The following is a 25,193-nucleotide window of genomic DNA, read 5'->3' on the forward strand; positions in this document are numbered from 1 at the left end:
GGCCTCACCGTTTGATCGGCATGCTGATCAGCTTGTACTCCAGGAACTCGTCGATGCCGACCCGACCGCCCTCGCGGCCGAGGCCAGACTCCTTGACGCCGCCGAACGGTGTCGCAGGGTCCGAGACTATGCCGCAGTTGAGTCCGACCATCCCGACCTCGAGCTCTTCGCTGACTCCCAGGGCCCTGTCGACATCCTGGCTGAACACGTAGCCCACCAGCCCCCAGGGGGTGTTGTTGGCCATCGCCACCACGTCGTCCTCGTCGCCGAACGTCTGCACGGCGGCGACGGGGCCGAAGATCTCGGTCGTGGTCATCGCGCTGCCCGCCTCGACACCGGTGAGCACTGTCGGCGGATAGAAGTGGCCAGGGCCGCCCATCGGTCGACCGCCGGTGACGACGGAGGCGCCGCGGGCCACTGCGTCCTCGACCAGCCGCTCGACCTTGGCAAGGCTGGGGGCGTCGATCAAAGGTCCGACCTGAGCTCCGTCCATCCAGCCCGGTGCCGTACGCAACGCGGCCATCCGCCCGGCGAGCCGTTCGCAGAACTCGCCCGCCACGTCCTCGTGGACGTAGAAGCGGTTGGCCGCGGTGCAGGTCTCGCCCGTGTTGCGCATCTTGGCCTGCATCGCCGCGTCTAGCGCAACGTCTAGGTCGGCGTCGGCGAACACGATGAAGGGCGCGTTGCCGCCCAGCTCCATCGACGTACGGATGACGGCGGAACCGCTCTGCGCCAGTAGGATTCGACCGACATCGGTTGAACCCGTGAACGACAGCTTGCGGATGTCGCCCGAGCGCAGCAGCGGCTCGATCAGATCACCGGCCCTGGAGGTGGTGACGACGTTCAGCACCCCGGCGGGCAGCCCGGCCTCGGCGAGGATCGCGGCCAGCGCCAGCGAGGACAACGGAGTCTGCGGTGCGGGTTTGAGCACCATCGTGCACCCGGCGGCAATCGCAGGCGCGATCTTCCGCGCGCCCATCGCCAGCGGGAAGTTCCACGGCGTGATGAGCAGACACGGCCCCACGGGAGCCGCAGTCACGAGCGAACGTTTGGCACCGTCCGGGCTGGTGGCGTAGCCGCCGTCGATGCGCACCGCCTCCTCGGAGAACCAGCGCATGAACTCGGCGGCGTACCTCACCTCACCTCGGGCCTCGTCGAGCGGCTTGCCCATCTCCAGCGTCATCAGCAGCGCGAGATCCTCGGTGCGGGCGAGTATCGCCTCATAGGCCGTACGCAGGAGCTCACTCCGTCGTCGCGGTGCAGTCCTGGCCCAGTCGCGTTGGGCATGGACTGCGGCGTCGAGTGCGCGTCGACCGTCATCGGGGGAGGCGTCGGCGACCGACGTCAGCACGTCGCCCGTCGCGGGGTTGTCCACGGTGGTGGTTGCGCCGTTGGCCGCGTCGGCCCAGGCGCCACCGATGAACAGCTGCCTGGGAAAGCGCTCGGCGAAAGTGGCGAACCGCACTGCGTCCTGCGTCATCGTCATCGCTGAATTCCTTTGCTGTCGTGTGATTCTCGGAGCGGCAGCGCCTGGGCGAGTAGTTCGGCCAGGTGTGCGGGGGGCGGGTTGCCCTCGGGGTTGAGGTGGTGGATCTGGGTTTGGCAACTAAATCCGTCGGCCGCAATCGCCACGCGCGCCGCCGGATCGGCGAGCGCAGGTGTCAACGCCAGGTCGGCCACCTTGATCGAGACGTCGTAGTGCTCGCGTTCGAAACCGAAGTTTCCCGCAAGGCCGCAGCAGCCGGTGGCGATGCGGACCTCCTCGACCCCCAGCCGTTTCAAGAGTTTCTGCTGAAGGCTCGCGCCGAACACCGCGTACTCGTGGCAATGCTGTTGCAGCATCATCTGTTCGGGTTGCGGTGGTGGCTGCCATCCGTGATCGAGCCGGTCGGTGACGATGCCGGCGAATGTTGTGATCCGGTCGGCGACCCGTCGCGCCGCATCGCTTGGCACCAACTCCGGTAGATCCTTGCGCAGGGCCGCCGCACAACTGGGTTCGAGCACGACGATGGGCGCCGACCCAGTGGCGTCCAGCCGGCGCGCCGTGCGGGCCAGAACCCGCTTGGCGGTCGCCAGCTGTCCGGTGGTGATCCACGTCAGCCCGCAGCAGCCGTCGGCGGGCCGCAGGCGCAGCCCCGAATCCGCCAGGACGGCACCGGCACTGCCCGCCAGCTCCGGCCGGAACGCCCTGGTGAACGTATCGGTGAAGAGCACCGCGTCGTGAGTTCCTGACCGATTTAGATACGGCTGCAGCGCCTTTCGCGCGGTGCGGTGGCCGAAGATCTGCGGCACGGCGCGCTCGGGGGTGATTGCGCCCGCGGTCGTGACTAACCTGCGAGCGGTTGGATTGGCGGCGACGCGGTTCACCAATGCCGGCGCGGTACCGGCGAGCCTGGCGATCACCGGCAGCCAGCCCAGCGAGTAGTGGCTTCGCGGTCGAACCCTGCCGCGGTAGTGGTGGGAGAGGAACTCCGACTTGTAGGTCGCCATGTCCACGCCGACGGGACAGTCGCTTGAGCACGCCTTGCAGGACAGGCACAAGTCGAGTGCGTCGCGGACGGCCGGGGACCGCCACCCCTCCGTGATGACGTCGGCACGCAGCAGCTCCTGCAGCGCCCTGGCCCGCCCGCGGGTCGAGTGGTTCTCGTCGTGGGTGGCGCGGTAGCTCGGGCACATGACGCCGCCGTCGTCGCTGCGGCACCTGGCGATGCCGACGCACCGGCCGACTCCATCGGCGAAGCCGTGGCTGTCATGGGGGTAGGCGAACTGCTGGCGGGCGATGTCGATGATCGGCAGTGGCGCCAGGTTGGCGGTCACAGGCGGTGGCCGGACGATGATGCCGGGGTTCAGCAGGCCGTCCGGGTCGAAGGCGTCCTTGACCGCGGCGAACAGGCCTAGCATCTCGGCGCTGTACATGATCGGCAAGAGGGCGCTGCGGGCGCGGCCATCGCCGTGCTCACCGGACAAGGTGCCGTGGTGGTGCACAACCAGTTCGGCTGCCTCCGTGACGAATCGGCCCATCGCGGCCACCCCGCCGGGCGTCGTCACGTCGAAGTCGATTCGGACGTGGATGCATCCCGCGCCGAAGTGGCCGTACATCACGCCGCGCAGCCCGTGCCGGTCGAGCAGCGCGCGGAGGTCTCGCAGATAGCCGGGAAGGTCATGCGGATCGACGGCCGAGTCCTCCCAGCCGCTCCAGGTCGGAGTCCCGTCGGCTGGCCGCGCGGCCAACCCGGCACCGTCTTCGCGGACCCGCCACAGGGAGGCGCGGTCGACGGGGTCGGCGACCACGCGGGCGTCGGTCGAGTAGCCGCGGGCGCGGATCACGCGCACCAGTTCGTCGGCGCGCTCGGCCACCTCGCTAGCGTCGGCGCCGTCGAGGTCCACGAACAGCCACGCGCGTCCGTCGGGCAGCCCGGCCACGGAGTCGTGGCCGCGGCGGGCGCGCATCGTTGCGACGATGCTCTCGTCCATCCCCTCAACCGCAGCGGGAGCAAAGTCGAGGATGGCAGGCACGTCGTCGGCGGCGGACACCACGTCTGTGTAACCGATCGCGATGAGCAGCGCGGCGGGCGGTGTGGGCACCAGCGCCAACGTGGCTGCCACCACGATCGCACAGCTCCCCTCGGTCCCGACGAGCATCTTGGCGACGTCGAACCCGTGCTCCGGCAATAGATGCTGCAGTTGGTACCCGGAGACCTGGCGGCTGATTCGGCCGAGCTCGGTGCGGATCGGAGCGAGGTTGGCCGCGAGCACCTTTCGTAACGCCTCGTCGAGTCGGTCGGCGCGGGTGGCTGCGGTCGGGCCCCCATCGGAAGCCGGGCGGATGCCGCCCCGGCCCGCAATGACATGACTACCGTCGGCCAGGACGAGTTCGAGTTCGACGACGTGCGCAACGGTACGCCCGTGCCGGACGCTGTGGTTGCCGCACGCGTCGTTGCCAATCATGCCGCCGAGCGTCGCCCGGCTGTGTGACGACGGGTCGGGTCCGAACTCCAGTCCATGTGGACGCAGGGCCCGCTGAAGGTCGTCGAGCACCACGCCGGCCTGCACCACGGTGTGGCGTGCCTCGGTGTCGACGGACACCACGCGGTTCATGTGGCGAGACATGTCGATCACTACGCCTGAGCCAATGGCGTTGCCCGCCATGCTGGTTCCGCCGCCACGGGGGATGACCGATACTCCGTGTGCGCGGCATGCCAGTACGACGGCGGCGACGTCCGCGGCCGATCGGGGGAACACGACACCGAGCGGCGCCACTCGATACAGCGAGGCGTCATAGGCGAACTGAGCCCGCGCCCCCGCATCGAAATCGGCAGGTACGCCGAGTCGTTCGATCGCTTCGCGCAACATTGTTCTACAGTAGGACAGTATAGCTATTGAACGCAATCGGCTATAGTGATGTGGTGGTCAACCCGGTCGAGAATCTGACGCTGCGTCGCACCAGTACCGCCCAACAAGTGGCGGACGGACTGAGTGACGCGATCATGCGTGGCGAGATGCCTCCCGGCGCGCCGATCCGGGAAAGCGCCATCGCGACATCGCTAGGCATCTCGAGAAATACCGTGCGCGAAGCGGTTCGGATGCTGGAGGCGGGCGGTCTGGTGCGCCACACCATGCATCACGGTGCCGCGGTGGTCGATCCGTCGCAGGACGACCTCGCCGAGCTGTACAGGGCCCGCATGACGCTTGAACTCGCCGCGGCGAGCGCACCACGCAGCCCCGAGGAGCTCGCGCCGGTGCGCGCCGCACTCCACGACCTGATGACCACTTACGAGTCCCGCGACCCGGCCGCGATCGCCGAGAAGGACCTGGCCTTCCACGCTGCGATCGTTGCGATGCTGGACAGCAAGCGAATCGACGACTTCTATGCCCAGCTCGTGCGCGAACTTCGCTTCTTTCTGGTGGTGCTGTCCGTGGAGGACCGCGAATTCGAGTCCCAGGAGGGCGTCATCGAGGAGCACACTTCGATCATGGCGGCGCTCGACTCGGGCGACCCGAAGCGTGCCCATGCCGTGCTCGAGGAGATCCTCACCGTCGCTGCTCAACGCGTCGCCGCCATCTTCGCCAACCGGACGTCGTAGCTGGATCCGGCGGGCTCAGCCCAGCCGACTCAGCACCCTGTCGAGCGCGTCACAGTAGAGGTCGGCGTGGCCGTTCTGAAATGTCATGGGCGGCTTGATCTTCAGTACGTTGTCGTGGACACCGTTCGGGAAGACGATCACTCCCTGCTCCTTCATCAACTCGGTCACCTCGAAGGCCTCGGCCCCGGCCGGTTCCTTGGTGGCGCGATCGCGGACGAGTTCGACGCCGAGGTAGAGGCCTTGTGCTCGGACGTCGCCGATGAGCGGATGGCGGCGCTGCACCTGGCGTAGGGCGTCCGCGAAGTACCGCCCGACCTCATTCGCGTGTCGTTGAAGTCCGTCGCCGACGACGATGTCAAGCACGGTGGACCCGATTGCGCAGGACACCGGGTTGCCGCCAAAGGTGTTGAAGTACTTCATCCCCGTGTCGAATGCGTCGGCGACGTCGCGGGTGGTCACCACTGCCGCCAGTGGGTGTCCGTTGCCCAACGGCTTGCCCATCGTCACGATGTCCGGCACCACACCACCGAGTTCGAATCCCCAGAAGACGTCACCCATGCGGCCGACGCCCACCTGCACCTCGTCGGAGATGCACAGGGCCCCCGCCTTGCGGGCCGCGGCGAACGCAGTGGCCAGATAGCCGTCGCCGAAGACGATGTTGCCTGCCGAGCCCATCAGGGACTCGGCGAGGAAGGCGGCGGGCGGTGTGCCGCTGCCGACCATCGCCGCGATGACGCGGGCGGCCTCGGCACCGTACTTGAATCCGGCCTGCGGGTCGTCGTAGCCGTACGGTCCGCGGTAGCGGTCCGGGATCATCGTCTCGTGCGTGGTGGCGGGGGCGCCCGCTCCGCCCGGGCCCTTGTAGCGGTTGGGCGAAAGGCCTGTCACCACACCGGTGTTGCCGTGGTAGGCGCCGTCGATGATCGCGATGTCGGAGCGTCCGGTGACCTGGCGGGCGATGCGGATGGCGAGGTCGTTGGCCTCACTGCCCGAACACACCAGGAAAACCACTTCCAGTGGATCGGGCAGGGTTGCGACCAGCTTCTCGGCGTAGGTGGCGATGCCCTCGTAGATGAACCGCGAGTTGGTGTTGAGCTTGTTCGTCTGTCGGCGCGCTGCCTCCGCAACCCGCGGATTGGCGTGCCCGACATGTGTGACGTTGTTCAGCGAGTCGAGGTAGGCCAGGCCGTTCTCGTCATACAGCCAGACGTCCCGGCCGCGTTGCAGGTTCATCGGCGCGCGGTAGTAGGCGCGTTGGGAACTCGCCAACCGGTGGCGTCGGATCGCGACCACCTGGTCGACGCTCAGGTGACCGGACGAATCGGGCGGGGCCAGCCCCAGGAGTGCCGAAGGGTCGGGGGACAACTCGGAGAAGACGCCCGCGGTGCTCGGGCGCACCCGGGTTGGCCAGCCCGCAGAGCCACCGTGTCGTCGCGGCAGTGAGACGCTCACCGACACGACGGCGCCCAGCTCGTCGTAAGCCGTTGCAGTGCCCAACAAGTCGCCCGCACGTGCCGCACCAACCCGGGTGCCCGACAGCCCGTGCCAGTGACTGAGGAACGCGAACCCGTCGACGACGTGATGCAACGTCAGTGTGCCCGCGGTGGCGATCACCGTGCCATCCAGGGGGCAGCGCACTTCGTCGCCAACGGCGACCAGTAGCCGGGTGCCCAGTGTCATGGTGGCGGGCTCGGCGTCGCCGACACCGCGCTGGGCCGCCCACGCCAGGTTGGGCCGAAGATGTCCGATGACGCCGAAACGTTGCGTGCGGTCGCCCAGTTCGGAGTCCACCGCGCGCCGCAGGGCAGCGGCGTTGGGCCAGTCGATGACGTCGAAGAGGTCGCTCGCCGTGGACGTGTCGATGGTCTGCGCCTGCCTGATCCGCGCCGACCACGGTGCGGGCGTCGCCGATCCCAGTGCAGCCGTCAGGCGGGCGCTGTCCGGGTGAGCCGGCCGCCCACACGCACGTCGCAGGCTGGCTTCGGCATAGTCGGGGTCGATCCGGGCGACCTTGGACAGTGCGGGCCAGGTATGTCGCATCCGCTTCTCGCCGTGATCGTTGTGGTTGTGCGCGTTGCGTTGTGTCCACGTTGCGGCGTTCATCGCCAATCTGGCCGCGGCCAGCGGGAAAACGACCGCCAGTTCATCATCGGTCAGTGGGGCCACCGAGTCGAACCCTGCGACGACCAGTTCGGCTACCCGCATCGGATCTTCCTTGCGTACCAGGGCATAGGCCGTGGCGACGGCAAGCTCGGCGACGCGCACGGTGTAGAGCGCGTCGCCCAGATCGAGCACGCCGCTGATGGCCTGCCCGCCCGCGGGATCGCGCTGCACCAGAAGGTTGGAATCGTTGAGATCTTGGTGCGCGACACCGGGGGGCAGGTTCGGCAGCAGGGGCGCCACGGTGTCGAACCACCGCATCACCGCGTCGATGTCGGCCCGTCGATCCGGGTCGGTCACCGCGTCGATGCTGCTATCCACGACCGACCGGGCCCGACGCATGTCCCAGTCGTGCGTGATGGGTGCATGCGGTTCCGCCATCGTGGACAACGCCGTCGACATCCGCCCGGCGAGTTCGCCGAGCTCGATGAGCAGTCCGTCGGAATGCTCATCGGCCTCGGCTAGCGGCGTGCCCGGCAGCCAGGTGAGCACACGGATCATCCTGTCGCCCTGGCTGGTTGGCACGATCGCGCGCAAGTCGCCGTCGGTCGTCGGGATGAGTCGCGGCAACGGCAGCTCCGGTGCCTCGAGATGTAGGTGGGCGAGGATCTGCTGGTGCCAGGTCGCGGTCTCGAGGTCGGTGTCCGGAAGCGTGGACACTTTGATCAAGTAGTGCCCGCCGTCGACGCCAGTCACCCTGAGGTTCTGGTCGAACTCACCACCGAGCGTCACGGCGTCACTGACCTCAAGCCCGAACATGGTGTGCACCAATGTCAGTGCCTCGTCCGTGTCGAGCGGCTGTGCTCGGCGTAGATCGATGGCGCCGTCGGCGGCAGACATCTGAGTTCCCTTCGATTTGGATCCGGATCGCGGCGTTGCGGCACCGTGAGGTCAGGCGACGCGATCCCCAAGGGTCGAATTCAGCCGGTCGTACCGCTCCGGCGAGCGGACCTTGATGACGTAGGCGCCGACGACGCCGAGGGCCAGTGAGGCGAACAGCATCACGGTGAACATCACTTGAAGCCATCCGCCCGCACCCAGCAGTACGTCCATCCCGGTGATGGCGTACCAGAGGAACGGCAGCAGGCCTGCGGTGCCGAGCAGCGGCGCGATGAAGGTGTTCCACGGCCGCTTGTCGACTCCTGAGCGCCGGAAGAACACGAAGATCGCGACGCTGGCGATGGTCTGCAGCAGGATGATGCCGGCCGCACCGACGCCGGTCCACCAGGTGAAGAGCGTGGTGTACGGGTCGAGCCCGAGCGCCGCGAAGATCACCACCACGACCGCCACCATGGCGATCTGCACGTAGCAGGCCAGCGCGGGCGACTTCCGGGTCGGATGGGTCGTTCCGAGCCGCGACCAGATCACGCCTTGGCGGCCAAGGGAGTACAGGTAGCGGGCCACGTTGTTGTGGAAGGTGAGAATGGCGGCGAACAGGCTGGTGATCACCAACAGCTGGAAGGCCTCGGTGCCCGCTCTGCCGAGGATGTCGTCGCTGACGGCGAACACCAGATTGCCGGACTCGGTCTCGGCCAGGCTGACGACGCTGTCGACACCGACGGCGTTGACGATCAACCAGGCGGTGACGGCGTAGAAGACGCCCATGAAGATGACCGCCGCGTAGGTGGCGCGGGGCACCGTGCGCTTGGGATCCTTGGCCTCCTCGCCGTAGATCGCGGTGCCCTCGAATCCGATGAACGATGCGTGCGCGAACATCAGCGCAACGCCGATTGCGCCTGCGAACACCGCGGACGGGGCGAACGGTTCGAACGAGTACTCGCTGATCGGGGTCGGGCTGTTGAACAGAATGCCGACGTTGAGGATCAGGATGATCGCGGTCTCCAGGGTGAGTAGCACCGCCAGCACGCGCGCGCCCGCGTGGATCTGCCGCACTCCGAGGAACAGTGCCGCGCCCATCGCCAGGAATGAGAATACCCACCATGGGATCGCGGGTCCAGTGTGCTTCTCGACGAATTCGGCTGCGTAGTAGCCGAATCCGCCGATGACGCCGAGTTGGATCGCGTTGTAGGCGAAGATCGCCAGTGATGCCGACCCAAGGCCGAGCGGTCGGCCAAGACCGCGGGTGATGAATGCGTAGAACGCGCCGGCATTGGTGATGTGCTTGCTCATCGCGACGTATCCGACCGCAAAGAGGGTGAGCACGGCGGCCACCACGACGAAGGCACCTGCGATGCCGACGCCGTTGCCCGATCCGATGATCACCGGGAACAACGCCACTACCACGGTCAGCGGTGCGGCCGCGGCGACGACGAAGAAGACGATGCCGAGCACGCCGATTTGGTTGCGCGCCAGGGACGCCGAACCGTCGGGCGAATCCTTGACCGTGGCCAGTGACTGGGGATCTTCCTGGTGGAGCATGGTAGAGCCTTTCGAGCGGCGGGTTTCCTACGGTGATGGAGCGGGCGACGATGCCGGACGGGTGCGTAATACCTAGCGGTGCGGGGTGTTTCGGGAACTCTCACTTCTGGCCGCGAACTTGACGACCTTGCGGAACGCTGGGGTCGAGGCGACGGTGTAGCCGAGCTTCTTGCCTGCCTTGGTCTCCATGACGCGATCGATGACGCCTGCTCTGGGTGGGCGCGCGACCACCCGGTCTGCGGTGGGCGCGGGGGTGCCGTTCAGGTCGGCGACGACCACCTGTGCGGCGTTGTGCCCGCTGGCACCCATCACGCCGCCACCGGGATGGGTCCCGGAGCCGCACAGGTAGTAGCCCTTCACGGGTGTGCGGTAGTCGGCGAGCTCGGGAGTGGGTCTGGCGCTGAACAGTTGGTCGAAGAACATCGCGCCGTGGAAGATGTTTCCGCCCGTCAGGCCGTAATCCCGTTCGAGGTCCTTGGGCGTGATGATGACGCGATCGACGATGTGGTCGCGCAGGTTCGGTGCGTAGCGGTACAGCACCTCCTGCACTCGGTCGGCCCACTCGTCTCGGATGGCGTCCCAGTCGGTGCCGTTGAGTGTGAACGGAAGCTGTTGCACGCCAAGGGTCATGGTGTGCAACCCTGCTGGCGCCAAGGTCTCGTCGTGGGTGGACTGGATGACCGCCTCGATGACGAAGTCGTCGGGGATCTCGCCACGACGCTCTGCCTCCCAGGCGCGCTCGAAGTTCTCGATCGATGCGCCGAGGATCGCCTGGGCCTGATGCTGCGGGCCCTCGACCCCGGCGGGGAAGCCGATGTAGTCGGGCAGCTCGTCGATCAGAAGGTGGATGCGGGCCATCGAGCCGCGCGCGTCGTAGTTCTGAAGCTTGGTGGTGAGCTTCTGGTCGAGGGTGCCTTCAGGTAGCAGCGTCAGCATGGAGCGCTGCGGGTCGGCGTTGGAGACCACCGCGCGCGCCATGATCACTTCACCACTGGCGAGCTCGACACCCGTTGCAGTGCCGGACTTCACGACCACCTGGCGCACCGGCGCGTTGAGCCGGACCTGGGCGCCGTACGCCTCTGCGCTGCGGGCCAGCGCCTGGGTGATGCCACCCATGCCGCCCTTGACGAAGCCCCACTGGCCGAGCGTGCCCTTGAACTCGCCGACCGAGTGATGGCCGTAGACGTAGCTGGTTCCCGGGGTCGACGGGCCACCCCAGATCGAGATCATGCCGAAGAACGTGAACAGGCCCTTGATGTGCTCCGAGGTGAAGTACCGGTCGAGCAGATCCTTCGTGGACAGCAGTACGAGTTCGTTGAAGAGGTCCTCCGCGCCCGCGGCCTCGAACGCCGCCACCACCTGTGACCGACTCGGCGGCGGAGCCAGGAGGAAAGGCGTCAGGATCGACGCAAACTTCTTCACCCTCAGGCCGAAGTCGAGGAACGCCTGGGCATCCGCCTTGGAGAACCTCTCGAGCTCCTTGAGCATGCGGTCCATGTCCTTCCACATGAATAGGTGGCTGCCGTCGGGGAAGATGCTGATCTCACTGGCCTCGGTCTGATACATCTCCAGTCCGTACTTCTCGAGTTCCAGTTCGGCGATGATCTCGGGCCGCAGCAGGCTTGCGATGAAGGCGCACGACGACCAGGTGGAGCCGGGAATCAGCTGCTCGCTGGTGCAGGCGCCGCCGACGACGTCGCGGGCTTCGACGACGAGCACCTTCTTGCCAGCCCTGGCCAGGTAGCCAGCGGTGATGAGGCCGTTGTGTCCGGCTCCGACGATGACGGCGTCGTAGGTCGTGGTCACTAGTTGTCTCCGATGATCGGTCGGGTGAAGTAGGTGCGGACGGAGTTGGGATCGACGAGCTTGTTGAAAGCCTCCATCACCGGTTCGAACGCGGGGTCGTTGTCGCGCAACTGTTCCCAGGTTGGCCAATCGGACACCCGCATCACTTCGACGATGTCGGCGGGCGCCCCGTCGGGCTGACCGACCACGCGGTAGGCGTCGAATCCCGTCACGACGTCACCGAAGGCGAGGCAGGTGGGTCGGTCGACCTCGTTCGAGAATCGTTCGAACTCGGCCGGGTCGACGCCGGGCAGCATCGAGAAGAGGTTGATCGCAGTCACTCCGAACGGTGCTGCCGCGGGGTCTGGCTGGGTCATGGCGTCTCCCGTATCTCCAAGAACCTTTGTGGTAGTGATGAATTCGGATCAGGTCGCGAAGTTGATCATGATGTGCTTGATTTCGGTGTACTCCTCGAGGGAGTAGATCGACATGTCGTTGCCGTGTCCGGACTGTTTGAACCCGCCGTGCGGCATCTCCGAGACGATCGGCAGGTGGTCGTTGATCCACACGGTGCCGAACTGCAGCTTGCGGGCGGCCCGCATGGCGCGGCCGACGTCCTTGGTGAACACCGAGGCGGCCAGGCCGTATTCGACGTCGTTGCCCCAGGCGAGGGCTTGTTCCTCGGAGTGGAATCGGGTGGTGGTCACCACGGGGCCGAAGACTTCCTTCTGCACGATCTCAGAGTCCTGAGCAGCGTCGGTGACCAGCGTCGGCTGGTACCAGAAGCCGGGGCCCGCTCCCAAGCCGCCGACGGACAGCGAGGCCGGACCGGATTCGGTTGCGCGATCGACGAATCCGGCGATCCGGTCGCGTTGCTTGGCCGAGATGACCGGTCCCATCTCCGTCGACTCGTCCTGCGGTTCGCCCATGGCGACTTTGGAGACCGCGCGGGTCAGTTCGGTGACGAACTCGTCGTAGATGCCGTCTTGGACGTAAACCCGCGAGGCGGCCATGCAGTCCTGACCGGAGTTTCCGTAGCCGCCCTCGCAGATCTTGGTGATCGCCAGCTCGGCGTCGCAGTCGTCGAACACCAGAACCGGTGCCTTGCCGCCGAGTTCGAGGTGCAGGCGCTTGAGGTTGTCGGATGCGGCGCGGGCGACAACCTTGCCCGTGGCGGTGTCGCCGGTCAGCGAGGACATCCGCACCCGCGGATGGGATACCAGCGCCTGACCGACGGTGTCGCCGTGACCGGTAACCACGTTGAAGACGCCCGGCGGGAACAGGTCTGCGGCCAACTCGGCGAGCCGTAAGGCGGACAGCGGGGTCTGCTCGCTCGGCTTGAGCACGAGCGTGTTGCCTGTCATCAGCGCGGGACAGATCTTCCAGATCGCCATCACCAGCGGGAAGTTCCACGGTGCGACGCTGCCCACCACGCCGAGTGGGTCGCGTCGGATGATGCTGGTGTGGGTGGGGGAGTACTCGCCTGCCGCCCGACCTTCGAGCACTCTGGCGGCGCCTGCGAAGAACCGCATGTTATCCACGCCGAACGGGACCTCGTCGCGGGCGACGCCGATCGGCTTGCCGACGTTGCGCGATTCCAATTGCGCGAACTCCTCGGCGTGCGCCTCCAGCCGGTCGGCGAGTTTCAGCAGCAGCGCGGCGCGATCACCCGGTGTGGTGGCCGCCCACGCGTCGAACGCTTGCTCGGCCGCGGCCACTGCCTTGTCGACGTCGGCCGCAGCGCCGCGGGACACGGTGGCGAACTGCTCGCCGGTCGCAGGGTCGACGACCGGCTCGGTGGCGCCGTCGATGGCAGGTACGGCTTCGCCTGCGACATACATGAGGTGAACGTCAGTCATTGCGTGGTCTCTCCACTGGTGCCCGATGCTCGGCTCGAAGGAGGGAGACAAGCTCGAACTGTTCTATTGTTCAACAATTGATATGAGGAACTTAAGCACAGTGTGATGTGCGACGCAAGACGATTGCGGGACGCTGTTGATCCGAAGGTCGCGACCGGGCCCGGCGGTGCCGATACCCGCTCGAAGATGTGAAACCGAGCGAAACGGCGCCGGTGTCACCATCCCCACCGACACGGGCGCCGACCCACACGCTTACGTGTTGCCCGCGCCTCCGGCTCAGCTGTCCATCTTCGATCTCATCTTCAACGCGGTGCTGGACGCAACGCCCAGCCTCGTCGTCGCGCCGTGCGCCGCCGACCCCAGCGGCATGCTGAGCGAGTACACGGCTGAAGTCTTTACGGAAAACTCCACACAAAACGCGGCGCTATCTCTTGACGGACGGAGCCAAACGGGTCAATCTGTTGGGCAGCATGTATGCACGGGTTGAAGACGCCAGCCAGCGCCTTGTTTACTTTTGCGTGCGGTAGTTGAGGAATGCGCCGTCCTGCGCTATTGTTGGACGTTGCGCTGGCTGCATCCTGCCCACCTCACCCGCACTTGACACCGTAGTCCTAGCCTGAGCTCTGCTCAGTGACCTAGTCGTGTGCCGCGTGTGCGGAGGTTCGGACTGGAGAACGCCAGCCGAATCGACGCAGATAACGCGGCATGCGGACCGGCCTGGCCGGCACCGGATGGTCGCACCAGGTGCTGGAAGGACGAATCTTGGCAGTCTCTCGCCAGATCAAGTCAGTAGATACCAACAACCCCGTTCCGGGAGCACCCAACAGAGTCTCCTTCGCCAAGCTCCGCGAACCCCTCGAGGTTCCGGGGCTGCTCGACGTGCAGACCGACTCGTTCCAGTGGCTCATCGGTTCGGACCGGTGGCGTCAGCGGGCAGTCGACCGCGGTGACGTCGACCCCAAGGGTGGCCTCGAAGAGGTTCTCGAAGAGCTGTCGCCCATCGAGGACTTTGCGGGCACGTTGTCGCTTTCGTTCTCGGATCCGCGCTTCGACGAGGTGAAGGCACCCGTCGACGAGTGCAAAGACAAGGACATGACGTACGCGGCCCCGCTGTTCGTCACGGCCGAGTTCATCAACAACACCACCGGTGAGATCAAGAGCCAGACGGTCTTCATGGGCGACTTCCCGATGATGACCGAAAAGGGCACCTTCATCATCAACGGCACCGAGCGCGTCGTCGTGTCGCAGCTCGTCCGTTCGCCCGGTGTGTACTTCGACGAGAACATCGACAAGTCCACCGAGAAGAACCTGCACAGCGTCAAGGTGATCCCCGGCCGCGGCGCGTGGCTGGAGTTCGACGTCGACAAGCGCGACACCGTCGGCGTCCGCATCGACCGCAAGCGCCGCCAGCCCGTCACGGTGCTGCTGAAGGCGCTCGGCTGGACCAACGAGCAGATCGTCGAGCGGTTCGGCTTCTCCGAGATCATGATGGGGACGCTGGAGAAGGACAACACCGCGGGCACCGACGAGGCGCTGCTGGACATCTACCGGAAGCTGCGCCCGGGCGAGCCGCCCACCAAGGAGTCGGCGCAGACCCTGCTGGAGAACCTGTTCTTCAAGGAGAAGCGTTACGACCTGGCCCGCGTCGGCCGCTACAAGGTGAACAAGAAGCTCGGCCTGAACGTGGGCCAGCCGATCACCAGCTCGACGCTGACCGAAGAGGACATCGTCGCCACCATCGAGTACCTGGTGCGGCTGCACGACGGTGACAAGACGATGACCGCCCCCGGCGGCTCCGAGGTGCCCGTCGAGGTCGACGACATCGACCACTTCGGCAACCGTCGCCTGCGTACGGTCGGCGAACTGATCCAGAATCAGATCCGCGTCGGCCTTTCTCGCATGGAGCGCGTCGTGCGCGAGCGCATGACGACTCAGGACGTCGAGGCGATCACTCCGCAGACCCTGATCAACATCCGTCCCGTCGTGGCGGCGATCAAGGAGTTCTTCGGGACCAGCCAGCTGAGCCAGTTCATGGACCAGAACAACCCGCTGTCGGGGCTGACCCACAAGCGTCGCCTGTCGGCGCTGGGTCCCGGTGGTCTGTCCCGTGAGCGTGCCGGCCTCGAGGTCCGCGACGTGCACCCCAGCCACTACGGCCGCATGTGCCCGATCGAGACGCCGGAAGGCCCGAACATCGGCCTCATCGGCTCGCTGTCGGTGTACGCGCGGGTCAACCCGTTCGGCTTCATCGAGACGCCGTACCGCAAGGTGGTTGGCGGCAAGGTCACCGACGAGATCGTGTACCTGACCGCCGACGAGGAGGACCGCCACGTCGTGGCGCAGGCCAACTCGCCCACCGACGACAACGGCAAGTTCACCGAGTCGAAGGTCCTGGTCCGCCGCAAGGGCGACAAGGGCGACGAGGTCGAGTACGTCTCCTCGGAAGAGGTCGACTTCATGGACGTCTCGCCGCGCCAGATGGTGTCGGTCGCGACGGCCATGATCCCGTTCCTCGAGCACGACGACGCCAACCGCGCCCTGATGGGTGCCAACATGCAGCGCCAGGCGGTTCCGCTGGTGCGCAGCGAGGCCCCACTGGTGGGTACCGGCATGGAGTTGCGTGCCGCGATCGACGCCGGTGACGTCGTCGTCGCCGACAAGACCGGTGTCATCGAGGAGGTCTCGGCCGACTACATCACGGTGATGGCCGACGACGGCAGCAGGCACACCTACCGGATGCGCAAGTTCGCCCGCTCCAACCACGGCACGTGCGCCAACCAGCGCCCGATCGTGGATGCCGGGCAGCGCGTCGAGGCTGGCCAGGTGCTCGCTGATGGCCCGTGCACCGAGAACGGCGAGATGGCGCTTGGCAAGAACCTGCTCGTCGCGATCATGCCGTGGGAGGGCCACAACTACGAGGACGCGATCATCCTCTCGCAGCGCCTGGTCGAGGAGGACGTGCTTACGTCCATCCACATCGAGGAGCACGAGATCGATGCCCGCGACACCAAGCTGGGCGCCGAGGAGATCACTCGGGACATCCCGAACGTCTCCGATGAGGTGCTGGCCGATCTCGACGAGCGCGGCATCATCCGCATCGGCGCCGAGGTCCGCGACGGCGACATCCTGGTTGGCAAGGTCACGCCGAAGGGCGAGACCGAGCTGACCCCGGAAGAGCGGCTGCTGCGTGCCATCTTCGGTGAGAAGGCCCGCGAAGTTCGCGACACCTCGCTGAAGGTGCCTCACGGTGAATCCGGCAAGGTCATCGGCATCCGCGTGTTCTCTCGCGAGGACGACGACGAGCTGCCCGCCGGCGTCAACGAGCTGGTCCGCGTGTACGTGGCCCAGAAGCGCAAGATCTCCGACGGCGACAAGCTCGCCGGACGCCACGGCAACAAGGGCGTCATCGGCAAGATCCTGCCCGTCGAGGACATGCCGTTCCTTCCGGACGGCACGGCCGTCGACATCATCCTGAACACGCACGGTGTGCCGCGACGGATGAACATCGGCCAGATCCTCGAGACGCACCTGGGCTGGGTCGCGAAGGCCGGCTGGAACATCGACGTGGCCGGTGGCACGCCCGACTGGGCCGCCAACCTGCCGGAGGGGCTGTTGTCGGCCGAGCCGAACAGCATCGTCTCGACGCCGGTGTTCGACGGTGCCCGCGAGAACGAGTTGCAGGGGCTGCTCAGTTCGACGCTTCCGAACCGCGACGGCGACGTCATCGTCAACGCGGACGGCAAGGCCGAGCTCTTCGACGGCCGCAGTGGCGAACCGTTCCCGTACCCGGTGACGGTCGGCTACATGTACATCCTGAAGCTGCACCACTTGGTGGACGACAAGATTCACGCCCGCTCCACCGGCCCGTACTCGATGATCACCCAGCAGCCGCTGGGCGGTAAGGCGCAGTTCGGTGGCCAGCGGTTCGGCGAGATGGAGTGCTGGGCCATGCAGGCCTACGGCGCGGCCTACACGCTGCAGGAGCTCTTGACCATCAAGTCCGACGACACCGTCGGCCGGGTCAAGGTCTACGAGGCGATCGTCAAGGGCGAGAACATCCCCGAACCCGGTATTCCGGAGTCGTTCAAGGTGTTGCTCAAGGAGCTTCAGTCACTGTGCCTCAACGTTGAGGTGCTGTCGTCGGAGGGTCAGCGCATCGAAATGCGCGACAGCGACGACGAGGATCTGGAGCGTGCCGCCGCCAACCTGGGAATCAACTTGTCCCGCAACGAGTCTCCGTCCGTCGAAGACCTCGCCTAGTAATTACTGATTTACGAAATCCCGCAAGGGGAAAGGGAGTTACGTGCTCGACGTCAACTTCTTCGATGAACTCCGCATCGGCCTGGCCACCGCGGACGACATCCGTACGTGGTCCTTCGGCGAGGTAAAGAAGCCGGAGACCATCAACTACCGCACGCTCAAGCCAGAGAAGGACGGCCTGTTCTGCGAGAAGATCTTCGGACCTACTCGCGACTGGGAGTGCTACTGCGGCAAGTACAAGCGCGTCCGCTTCAAGGGCATCGTCTGTGAGCGCTGCGGCGTCGAGGTCACTCGCGCCAAGGTGCGTCGCGAGCGGATGGGCCACATCGAACTGGCCGCGCCCGTCACGCACATCTGGTACTTCAAGGGCGTCCCGTCGCGCTTGGGCTACCTGCTCGACCTGGCGCCGAAGGATCTCGAAAAGATCATCTACTTCGCCGCCTACGTCATCGTCGGCGTCGACACCGAGATGCGCCACAACGAGCTGTCCACGCTCGAAGCCGAGATGGTCGTCGAGAAGAAGGCCGTCGAGGACCAGCGTGACCTCGACCTGGCTGAGCGCTCGCAGAAGCTCGAGGCCGACCTGGCCGAGCTCGAGCGTGATGGCGCCAAGTCCGACGTGCGCCGCAAGGTGCGCGACGGTGGCGAGCGCGAGATGCGCCAGCTCCGTGACCGGTCCCAGCGCGAGCTCGACCGGCTCGACGAGATCTGGACGACGTTCACCAAGCTGGCCGTCAAGCAGCTCATCGTCGACGAGGTGCTCTACCGCGAGCTCGTCGACCGCTACGGCGAGTACTTCACCGGCGCCATGGGCGCGGAGTCGATCAAGAAGCTCATCGAGAACTTCGACATCGACGCCGAGGCCGAGTCGCTGCGCGACACCATCAAGAACGGCAAGGGCCAGAAGAAGCTCCGTGCGCTCAAGCGGCTGAAGGTCGTCGCGGCGTTCCAGAGCAACAGCAACTCGCCGCTCGGCATGGTGCTCGACGCCGTTCCGGTGATCCCGCCGGAGCTGCGCCCGATGGTTCAGCTCGACGGTGGCCGCTTCGCCACCTCGGACCTGAACGACCTGTACCGCCGCGTGATCAACCGCAACAACCGTCTCAAGAGGCTGATCGACCTCGGTGCACCCGAGATCATCGTCAACAACGAGAAGCGGATGCTGCAGGAGTCGGTGGACGCGCTGTTCGACAACGGCCGTCGTGGCCGGCCCGTCACCGGGCCGGGCAACCGTCCGCTGAAGTCGCTGTCCGATCTGCTCAAGGGCAAGCAGGGTCGGTTCCGTCAGAACCTGCTCGGCAAGCGCGTCGACTACTCGGGCCGTTCGGTCATCGTCGTCGGCCCGCAGCTCAAGCTGCACCAGTGCGGTCTGCCGAAGCTGATGGCGCTCGAGCTGTTCAAGCCGTTCGTGATGAAGCGTCTGGTCGACCTGAACCATGCGCAGAACATCAAGAGCGCCAAGCGCATGGTCGAGCGTCAGCGTGCACAGGTGTGGGACGTGCTCGAAGAGGTCATCGCCGAGCATCCCGTGCTGCTGAACCGCGCACCAACGCTGCACCGGTTGGGCATCCAAGCCTTCGAGCCGCAGCTGGTGGAGGGCAAGGCCATTCAGCTGCACCCGCTGGTCTGCGAGGCGTTCAACGCGGACTTCGACGGCGACCAGATGGCCGTGCACCTTCCGCTGAGTGCGGAGGCGCAGGCCGAGGCCCGCATCCTGATGCTGTCGTCCAACAACATCCTGTCCCCGGCATCGGGTCGGCCGCTGGCCATGCCCCGTCTGGACATGGTGACTGGGCTGTACTTCCTGACCACCGAGATCGAAGGCGACACAGGCCAATACGTGCCTGCCGCCAAGGATCAGCCGGAGTCTGGTGTGTACAGCTCGCCGGCCGAGGCCGTCATGGCCGTCGACCGTGGCGCACTCTCGGTGCGCGCCAAGATCAAGATCCGGTTGCTGCAGCAGCGGCCGCCGTCCGAGCTCGAAGCCGAGCTGTTCGGCGACGAGGGCTGGAAGCCGGGCGACGCCTGGACGGCCGAGACAACGCTGGGCCGGGTCATCTTCAACGAGCTTCTGCCGAAGGGCTACCCCTTCGTCAACCTGCAGATGCACAAGAAGGTGCAGGCGTCGATCATCAACGATCTCGCCGAGCGCTACCCGATGATCGTCGTCGCGCAGACCGTCGACAAGCTCAAGGACACCGGCTTCTACTGGGCCACGCGTTCGGGTGTCACCATCGCGATGTCCGACGTGCTGGTTCCGCCGAACAAGGCGCAGATCCTCGACGGTTACGAGGAGAAGGCCGACGTCATCGAGAAGAAGTACCAGCGTGGCGGGCTCACCCGTGAGGAGCGCACCGACGCGCTGGTGACGATCTGGAAGGACGCGACCGAAGAGGTCGGCGAGGCGCTGCGTGAGCACTACCCGTCGGACAACCCGATCATCACGCTGATCGACTCGGGTGCCACCGGTACGTTCAACCAGACGCGCACGCTCGCGGGCATGAAGGGGCTGGTGACCAACCCGAAGGGCGAGTTCATCCCGCGCCCCATCAAGTCCTCGTTCCGTGAGGGCCTGACGGTGTTGGAGTACTTCATCAACACCCACGGTGCTCGAAAGGGCTTGGCCGACACCGCGTTGCGTACCGCCGACTCGGGTTACCTGACCCGTCGTCTGGTGGACGTCAGCCAGGACGTCATCGTCCGCGAGCACGACTGCGAGACGGAGCGCGGCGTCAACGTCACGCTCGCCGAACTGCAGGGTGATGCTCTGGTGCGCGACGCGCACATCGAGACCGCCGCCTACGCCCGGACGTTGGCCAGCGACGCGGTCGACGCGAAGGGCAACGTCGTCGTCGAGCGTGGCCACGACATCGGCGATCCCGCGATCGACGCGCTGCTTGCAGCGGGCATCAGCGAGGTCAAGGTGCGCTCGGTGCTGACCTGCACGACGGGCACCGGCGTGTGTGCGATGTGCTACGGCCGTTCGATGGCGACGGGCAAGCTCGTCGACATCGGCGAGGCCGTCGGCATCGTGGCGGCGCAGTCCATCGGCGAGCCCGGCACGCAGCTGACCATGCGTACCTTCAAGCAGGAAGGTGGCGTCGGCGAGGACATCACCGGTGGTCTGCCTCGCGTGCAGGAGCTGTTCGAGGCCCGCGTGCCCCGCAACACCGCTCCGATCGCGGACGTGACGGGTCGGGTGCGCCTCGAAGAGGGTGAGCGCTTCTACAAGATCACCATCGTCCCCGACGATGGTGGCGAGGAAGTCGTCTACGACAAGCTCTCGAAGCGTCAGCGCCGCAAGGTGTTCAAGCACGACGACGGTTCCGAGCGCCTGCTGTCCGATGGTGACCACGTCGAGGTCGGCCAGCAGCTCATGGAGGGCTCGGCCAACCCGCACGAGGTGCTCCGCGTCCAGGGCCCCCGCGAGGTGCAGATCCACCTCGTCAAGGAGGTCCAGGAGGTCTACCGCGCTCAGGGTGTGTCGATCCACGACAAGCACATCGAGGTGATCGTCCGGCAGATGCTGCGTCGCGTCACCGTCATCGATTCGGGTTCGACGGAGTTCCTGCCCGGCTCGCTGACCGAGCGTGCCGAGTTCGAGTCCGCGAACCGTCGCGTGGTGGCCGAGGGTGGCGAGCCCGCCGCAGGCCGTCCGGTGCTGATGGGTATCACGAAGGCATCGCTGGCCACGGATTCGTGGCTGTCGGCGGCGTCGTTCCAGGAGACCACGCGAGTCTTGACCGATGCGGCGATCAACTGCCGCAGCGACAAGCTCAACGGTCTGAAGGAGAACGTGATCATCGGCAAGCTGATCCCGGCCGGTACTGGCATCGCCCGCTACCGCGACATCCAGGTGCAGCCCACCGAAGAGGCCCGGGCTGCGGCGTACACGATCCCGTCCTACGAGGATCAGTACTACAGCCCGGACTTCGGTCAGGCTGCTGGTGCCGCCGTGCCGCTGGACGATTACGGATTCAGCGACTACCGCTAGTCACCTTTCTGCGCGAGCAGAGGTAGAGGGCCCTCAATCATTGCGATTGAGGGCCCTTTGCGTCGTCTGGTGCGTGGCCGTCCGTGGCGGCAGGGCATGTCCGGATTCCGGAGCCATTGTCCAACTACGCTTTTCGGCGCGATGCCGTGCCCGCGCGCGCTCGCCCCGAGGCTTCGTAGCCCGCAGTCAGCCAGTACACGGTGCGGTCGAGGCTGGGAACGATGTCCGTGATCTGCAACTCGCCCGCCGCGAAGCGACCCAGCAGGCCGTAGATCACCGTGGTGAGAATGTTCTCGAGGTCGCGGACGAACTCGTCGTCGACGTCAGCAAGTACCGCCATGAACGACGGAACGGCGATGTCGAGTCCGCGGCGAAAGAGCTCGTCCCCACCCGGTGCGGCCCTGGCGCGGGAGAATGCCGTGAGCATCGCGGGATGCTGCTCCCACGGCTTGAAGATGGTGCGCAACAAGCGCGTCAACCCTTCGTAGACGGACTCGCCTGCCGGACGTGATTGGTTGACCAGGCCGGAGTAGCGATGCTCGTCCATCCAGCTCTGCAACGCGGCAAGAATCAGCTCGTCGCGGGTGGTGTAACGCTTGTAGATGGTGGCTAGCGAGGTCCGCGCCCGGCGTGCCACCTCACGCAATTGGACCGCGTCGTACCCCTCGGTTTCGAGTAGTTCGGCGACGATGTCGAGAATGCGGTCACGCTGCGCCGTCTGGTCCTTGCGGTCCGTTTCGACCTCGACCATCTCAGAATCCCCCCTTGCCGCATTTGAGTAACCCGGTTACCCTACCCGGTGTAACACAGTTACTCAGATCACATCGCGGTTCGCATGTGACGGGCGCAACGGAGCGAGGATCGATGAGTTCACTGGACGGCAAGGCCGCATTGATGACCGGAGTGGCCACGGGGCAGGGGCGTCGTCACGCCAAACGCCTTCACCACGCGACCGGGTCTTGCGGGCAGTGGCTTCGCGCGGGGGCAGTAGCGTTCGGGCTGGGTGTCGCCATCACGGCGGGAGCCGGTGTCGCCTCTGCCGACACCTCGGACGGCGGCAGCGACTCGTCGGGTGCTTCGGCGTCGGGCAGTTCCGCGTCTCAATCGGGTGGCTCGGCGTCGGGGAGTTCCGCGTCTCAATCGTCGGGTGGCAGCGACCCCGAACCGTCGGGTGGTTCGACATCGGGAACCGCGACGGCTCGATCATCGGATGGCGACTCCGAACCGTCGGGTGGTTCGACATCGGGGACCGCCACGTCTCAATCATCCGTGCAGCGAACAACTTCCGCGGCTTCGGACGAGGACCGCGATGATGACACCGATTCGGACGATTCCGCCGGCGAAGTCGATGGTTCCGAGGTCGAGACCGCCGTCGACGCTTCCGCAGCCGATGTCGAAAGTACCGGAGGCGCCGTTCACAGCGCCGCTGACCCGATCGTCGCCACGCCCGTGCCGACGGTCTCACCGGATCGTCCGGTTGCGCGGAATGCCACGGACCCCGCGACGTTGCCGATCGCGCTGTCAGCCGTAGTAGTGCCGACGGCGCCGAGCACCCCTGCTCCCGCGGCCGGACTGCTGGTCAACTCGCTGTTTGCCGTGGGTGGGCGTTGCGGTCTGATCTGCGACGGTGCGGATGGCACGCAGGCCAACCCGAACGGCATCGGCGGTGGCTGGATTCTCGGTAGTGGTGGTAGCGGCTGGGTAAGCACCGAGGTGGGTGTTGCCGGCGGTGACGGCGGGCACGGCGGTCTGCTGTTCGGCAATGGCGGCGCCGGCGGCGCAGGCGGCCTTGGTGCTGCCGGCGGTACGGGCGGCAATGCCGGTCTGCTGGGCGGTCAGGGCGGCAATGGTGGAGCTGGTGGGGCCGGACTGAATGGCGCCGCCGGCGTGACCGGAGTCAACGGCGGTCGCGGCGGTGGTGGAACCGCGGGCGGTAGTGGTGGTGCCGGTGGCAACGGTTCATTGCTGTTCGGCCGTGGTGGTGATGGCGGTGTCGGCGGCGCCGGCGGCATCGGTGGTGCCGGTGCTCACGGCATCGACGCAGCCATGAACAGTGACGAGGACGGCGGCCCCGGCGGTGCCGGTGGTGCCGGCGGGATTGGCGGCGTTGGTGGTGCCGGTGGGCAGGGGTCGTTGTTCTTGGGCCTTGGTGGTGACGGCGGTGACGGCGGTGCGGCCGGACGCGGCGGTGGCGGTGGCTACGGCGGCACGGGCGGGGCAACCGTCATCACCAGTGCAGGAAGTCCGACCGTCGATAGCGATGCGGTGGGTGGCGCGGCCAGTGCCGGTGGCGTGGCCGGCTTGGCGGGTGCCGGGGGGATCGGCGGGTCCGCTGGTCTGCTCGGCCAGGCCGGCTCTGCCGGCATCAGCGGTGCTCCCGCCGCCGCGGGCGCTGCCGGTGGCGCCGGTGGCGCCGGCGGTCTGTTTGGTCGGCTGCCGGAGCTTGATCTGGAAACCGCAACTCCCGCGCAGAAGGCACTGGCCGCTCAGATGCAAGCCATCAATGCCGCGCTAAAGGAGCGTTTCGGTGACCTGTTCACGGATGGTGACGACCTCATCGGCCCGCTCAACGCCTACCTCTACGACCCGACCATCGGAGCGGCGGTCTACAACCTCAGCAACACCCTCTCAGCGGCGACGGTTCCCATTCAGATCAGGGAGATCGTCATCCTCGCGGCAGGCGGGCTGTGGGGCTCGGAGTTCGAGATCTATGCGCATCAGAAGGTGGCGCGCTACTTCGGCGTTCCCGAGGATGCGATTGCGTCGTTGGCCAGTGGGCAGGCGCCGGTGGGACTCACCGGGAACCAGCTGATTGCGGCGCAGTTCGTGCAGGAACTCGTCTCGACCTACCGTGTCAGCGACGAGCTCTACCAGGCCGCTGAGGCGGCGTTCGGGCCGACAGGTGTCGTCGACATCATCCACGTCGCGGGCGCGTACCTCGGGGTGTCGTTGTTGCTCAACGCTTTCGAGATACAGGCGCCAGTGGTGGTCGGTCTGCCGGGTGTGCCGGCGACGCCAGCACCCCTGGTCGATATACCGGCAGACGGCGAAAACGGTTTGGGTGGTCGGCTGCCAATGCTCGATCTGGAAACCGCAACCCCGGCGCAGCAAGCACTGGCCGCTCAGATGCAAGCCATCAATGCCGCGCTAAAGCTGCAATTTGGTGACCTGTTCGGGAGCGTGGACGAGCTCGTCGGCCCGCTCAACGCCTACCTCTACAACCCGGTCATCGGAGCGGCGGTGTACAAGCTCAGCAACACCCTCTCAGCGTCAAGCCTTCCCATCCAGATCAGGGAGATCGTCATTCTCGCGGGCGGCGGACTGTGGGGCTCGGAGTTCGAGCTTTATGCGCACGAGAAGGTGGCGCGCTACTTCGGCGTTCCCGAGGACGCGATTGCGTCGTTGGCCAGCGGGCAGGCGCCGGTCGGACTCACCGGAAACCAGCTGATTGCGGCTCAGTTCGTGCAGGAACTCATCTCGACCCGTCAGGTCAGCGATGAGCTCTACCACGCCGCCGAGGCGGCATTCGGGCAGACAGGTGTCGTCGACATCATCCACGTTGCGAGCACGTATCTCGGGGTGTCGTTGTTGCTCAACGCATTCGAGGTGCCGGATCTATCCGAGGTGGGATCACCCGCGCCGTAGGCGAAGGCCCCGAGACCGATCAAACGA

Annotated in this window: 12 protein-coding genes; 4 read left to right on the top strand and 8 right to left on the bottom strand. The window is 66.3% G+C overall.

The window, feature by feature from the left end:
- Nucleotides 1–4 precede the first annotated feature (4 nt).
- Together SLQ33_RS10440 and SLQ33_RS10445 are read right to left on the bottom strand one after the other, a co-directional pair.
- On the bottom strand, nucleotides 5–1,486 hold the full coding sequence (locus SLQ33_RS10440; RefSeq protein WP_319453744.1) for an NAD-dependent succinate-semialdehyde dehydrogenase: 1,482 nt from the start codon (nucleotides 1,484–1,486) through the stop codon (nucleotides 5–7).
- The gene (locus tag SLQ33_RS10445; RefSeq protein WP_319453745.1) at nucleotides 1,483–4,353 is read right to left on the bottom strand and encodes an FAD-binding and (Fe-S)-binding domain-containing protein; all 2,871 of its coding nucleotides are present in this window, start codon (nucleotides 4,351–4,353) and stop codon (nucleotides 1,483–1,485) included. The genes SLQ33_RS10440 and SLQ33_RS10445 overlap by 4 nt, the downstream gene beginning before the upstream one ends.
- Before the next feature lie 53 nt (nucleotides 4,354–4,406).
- Here SLQ33_RS10445 and SLQ33_RS10450 point away from each other — a divergent pair, with 53 nt between their 5' ends.
- A complete protein-coding gene (locus SLQ33_RS10450; protein ID WP_319453746.1) occupies nucleotides 4,407–5,084 on the top strand; it encodes a GntR family transcriptional regulator in 678 nt (225 codons plus the stop codon).
- 15 nt (nucleotides 5,085–5,099) lie between these two features.
- On the opposite strand, the gene SLQ33_RS10455 is transcribed toward SLQ33_RS10450, so the two are convergent.
- The 5 genes from SLQ33_RS10455 to SLQ33_RS10475 all read right to left on the bottom strand — a co-directional run bounded on the left by SLQ33_RS10455 (nucleotide 5,100) and on the right by SLQ33_RS10475 (nucleotide 13,267).
- Complete coding sequence (locus SLQ33_RS10455) at nucleotides 5,100–8,084, bottom strand: aminotransferase class III-fold pyridoxal phosphate-dependent enzyme (protein ID WP_319453747.1); 2,985 nt, start codon at nucleotides 8,082–8,084, stop codon at nucleotides 5,100–5,102.
- A 51-nt stretch (nucleotides 8,085–8,135) separates the two neighbouring features.
- Nucleotides 8,136–9,623, bottom strand: coding sequence for an APC family permease (locus SLQ33_RS10460; protein WP_319453748.1), 1,488 nt, complete (start codon nucleotides 9,621–9,623; stop codon nucleotides 8,136–8,138).
- Nucleotides 9,624–9,695: 72 nt separating this feature from the next.
- The gene (locus SLQ33_RS10465) at nucleotides 9,696–11,429 is read right to left on the bottom strand and encodes an NAD(P)/FAD-dependent oxidoreductase (protein WP_319453749.1); all 1,734 of its coding nucleotides are present in this window, start codon (nucleotides 11,427–11,429) and stop codon (nucleotides 9,696–9,698) included.
- Nucleotides 11,429–11,785 (bottom strand): hypothetical protein, encoded by a 357-nt coding sequence (locus SLQ33_RS10470; RefSeq protein WP_319453750.1) that lies wholly within the window; start codon nucleotides 11,783–11,785, stop codon nucleotides 11,429–11,431. Before SLQ33_RS10470 ends, SLQ33_RS10465 begins: the two co-directional genes overlap by 1 nt.
- Nucleotides 11,786–11,833: 48 nt before the next feature.
- The gene (locus SLQ33_RS10475) at nucleotides 11,834–13,267 is read right to left on the bottom strand and encodes a gamma-aminobutyraldehyde dehydrogenase (RefSeq protein ID WP_319453751.1); all 1,434 of its coding nucleotides are present in this window, start codon (nucleotides 13,265–13,267) and stop codon (nucleotides 11,834–11,836) included.
- Between the two features lie 744 nt (nucleotides 13,268–14,011).
- Between SLQ33_RS10475 and SLQ33_RS10480 the strand changes: the two genes are divergently transcribed.
- Together SLQ33_RS10480 and SLQ33_RS10485 are read left to right on the top strand one after the other, a co-directional pair.
- Nucleotides 14,012–17,527, top strand: a complete 3,516-nt coding sequence (locus tag SLQ33_RS10480; protein WP_319453839.1) for a DNA-directed RNA polymerase subunit beta — start codon at nucleotides 14,012–14,014, stop codon at nucleotides 17,525–17,527.
- A gap of 43 nt (nucleotides 17,528–17,570) precedes the next feature.
- A complete protein-coding gene (locus tag SLQ33_RS10485) occupies nucleotides 17,571–21,521 on the top strand; it encodes a DNA-directed RNA polymerase subunit beta' (protein ID WP_319453752.1) in 3,951 nt (1,316 codons plus the stop codon).
- A 124-nt stretch (nucleotides 21,522–21,645) separates the two neighbouring features.
- Here SLQ33_RS10485 and SLQ33_RS10490 read toward each other — a convergent pair whose 3' ends face one another.
- Nucleotides 21,646–22,272, bottom strand: a complete 627-nt coding sequence (locus SLQ33_RS10490) for a TetR family transcriptional regulator (RefSeq protein WP_319453753.1) — start codon at nucleotides 22,270–22,272, stop codon at nucleotides 21,646–21,648.
- A gap of 113 nt (nucleotides 22,273–22,385) precedes the next feature.
- Between SLQ33_RS10490 and SLQ33_RS10495 the strand changes: the two genes are divergently transcribed.
- The gene (locus SLQ33_RS10495; RefSeq protein ID WP_319453754.1) at nucleotides 22,386–25,166 is read left to right on the top strand and encodes a carboxymuconolactone decarboxylase family protein; all 2,781 of its coding nucleotides are present in this window, start codon (nucleotides 22,386–22,388) and stop codon (nucleotides 25,164–25,166) included.
- Nucleotides 25,167–25,193 lie beyond the last annotated feature (27 nt).

It is taken from the genome of Mycobacterium sp. RTGN6 (assembly GCF_033804605.1).
GTDB lineage: Bacteria > Actinomycetota > Actinomycetes > Mycobacteriales > Mycobacteriaceae > Mycobacterium.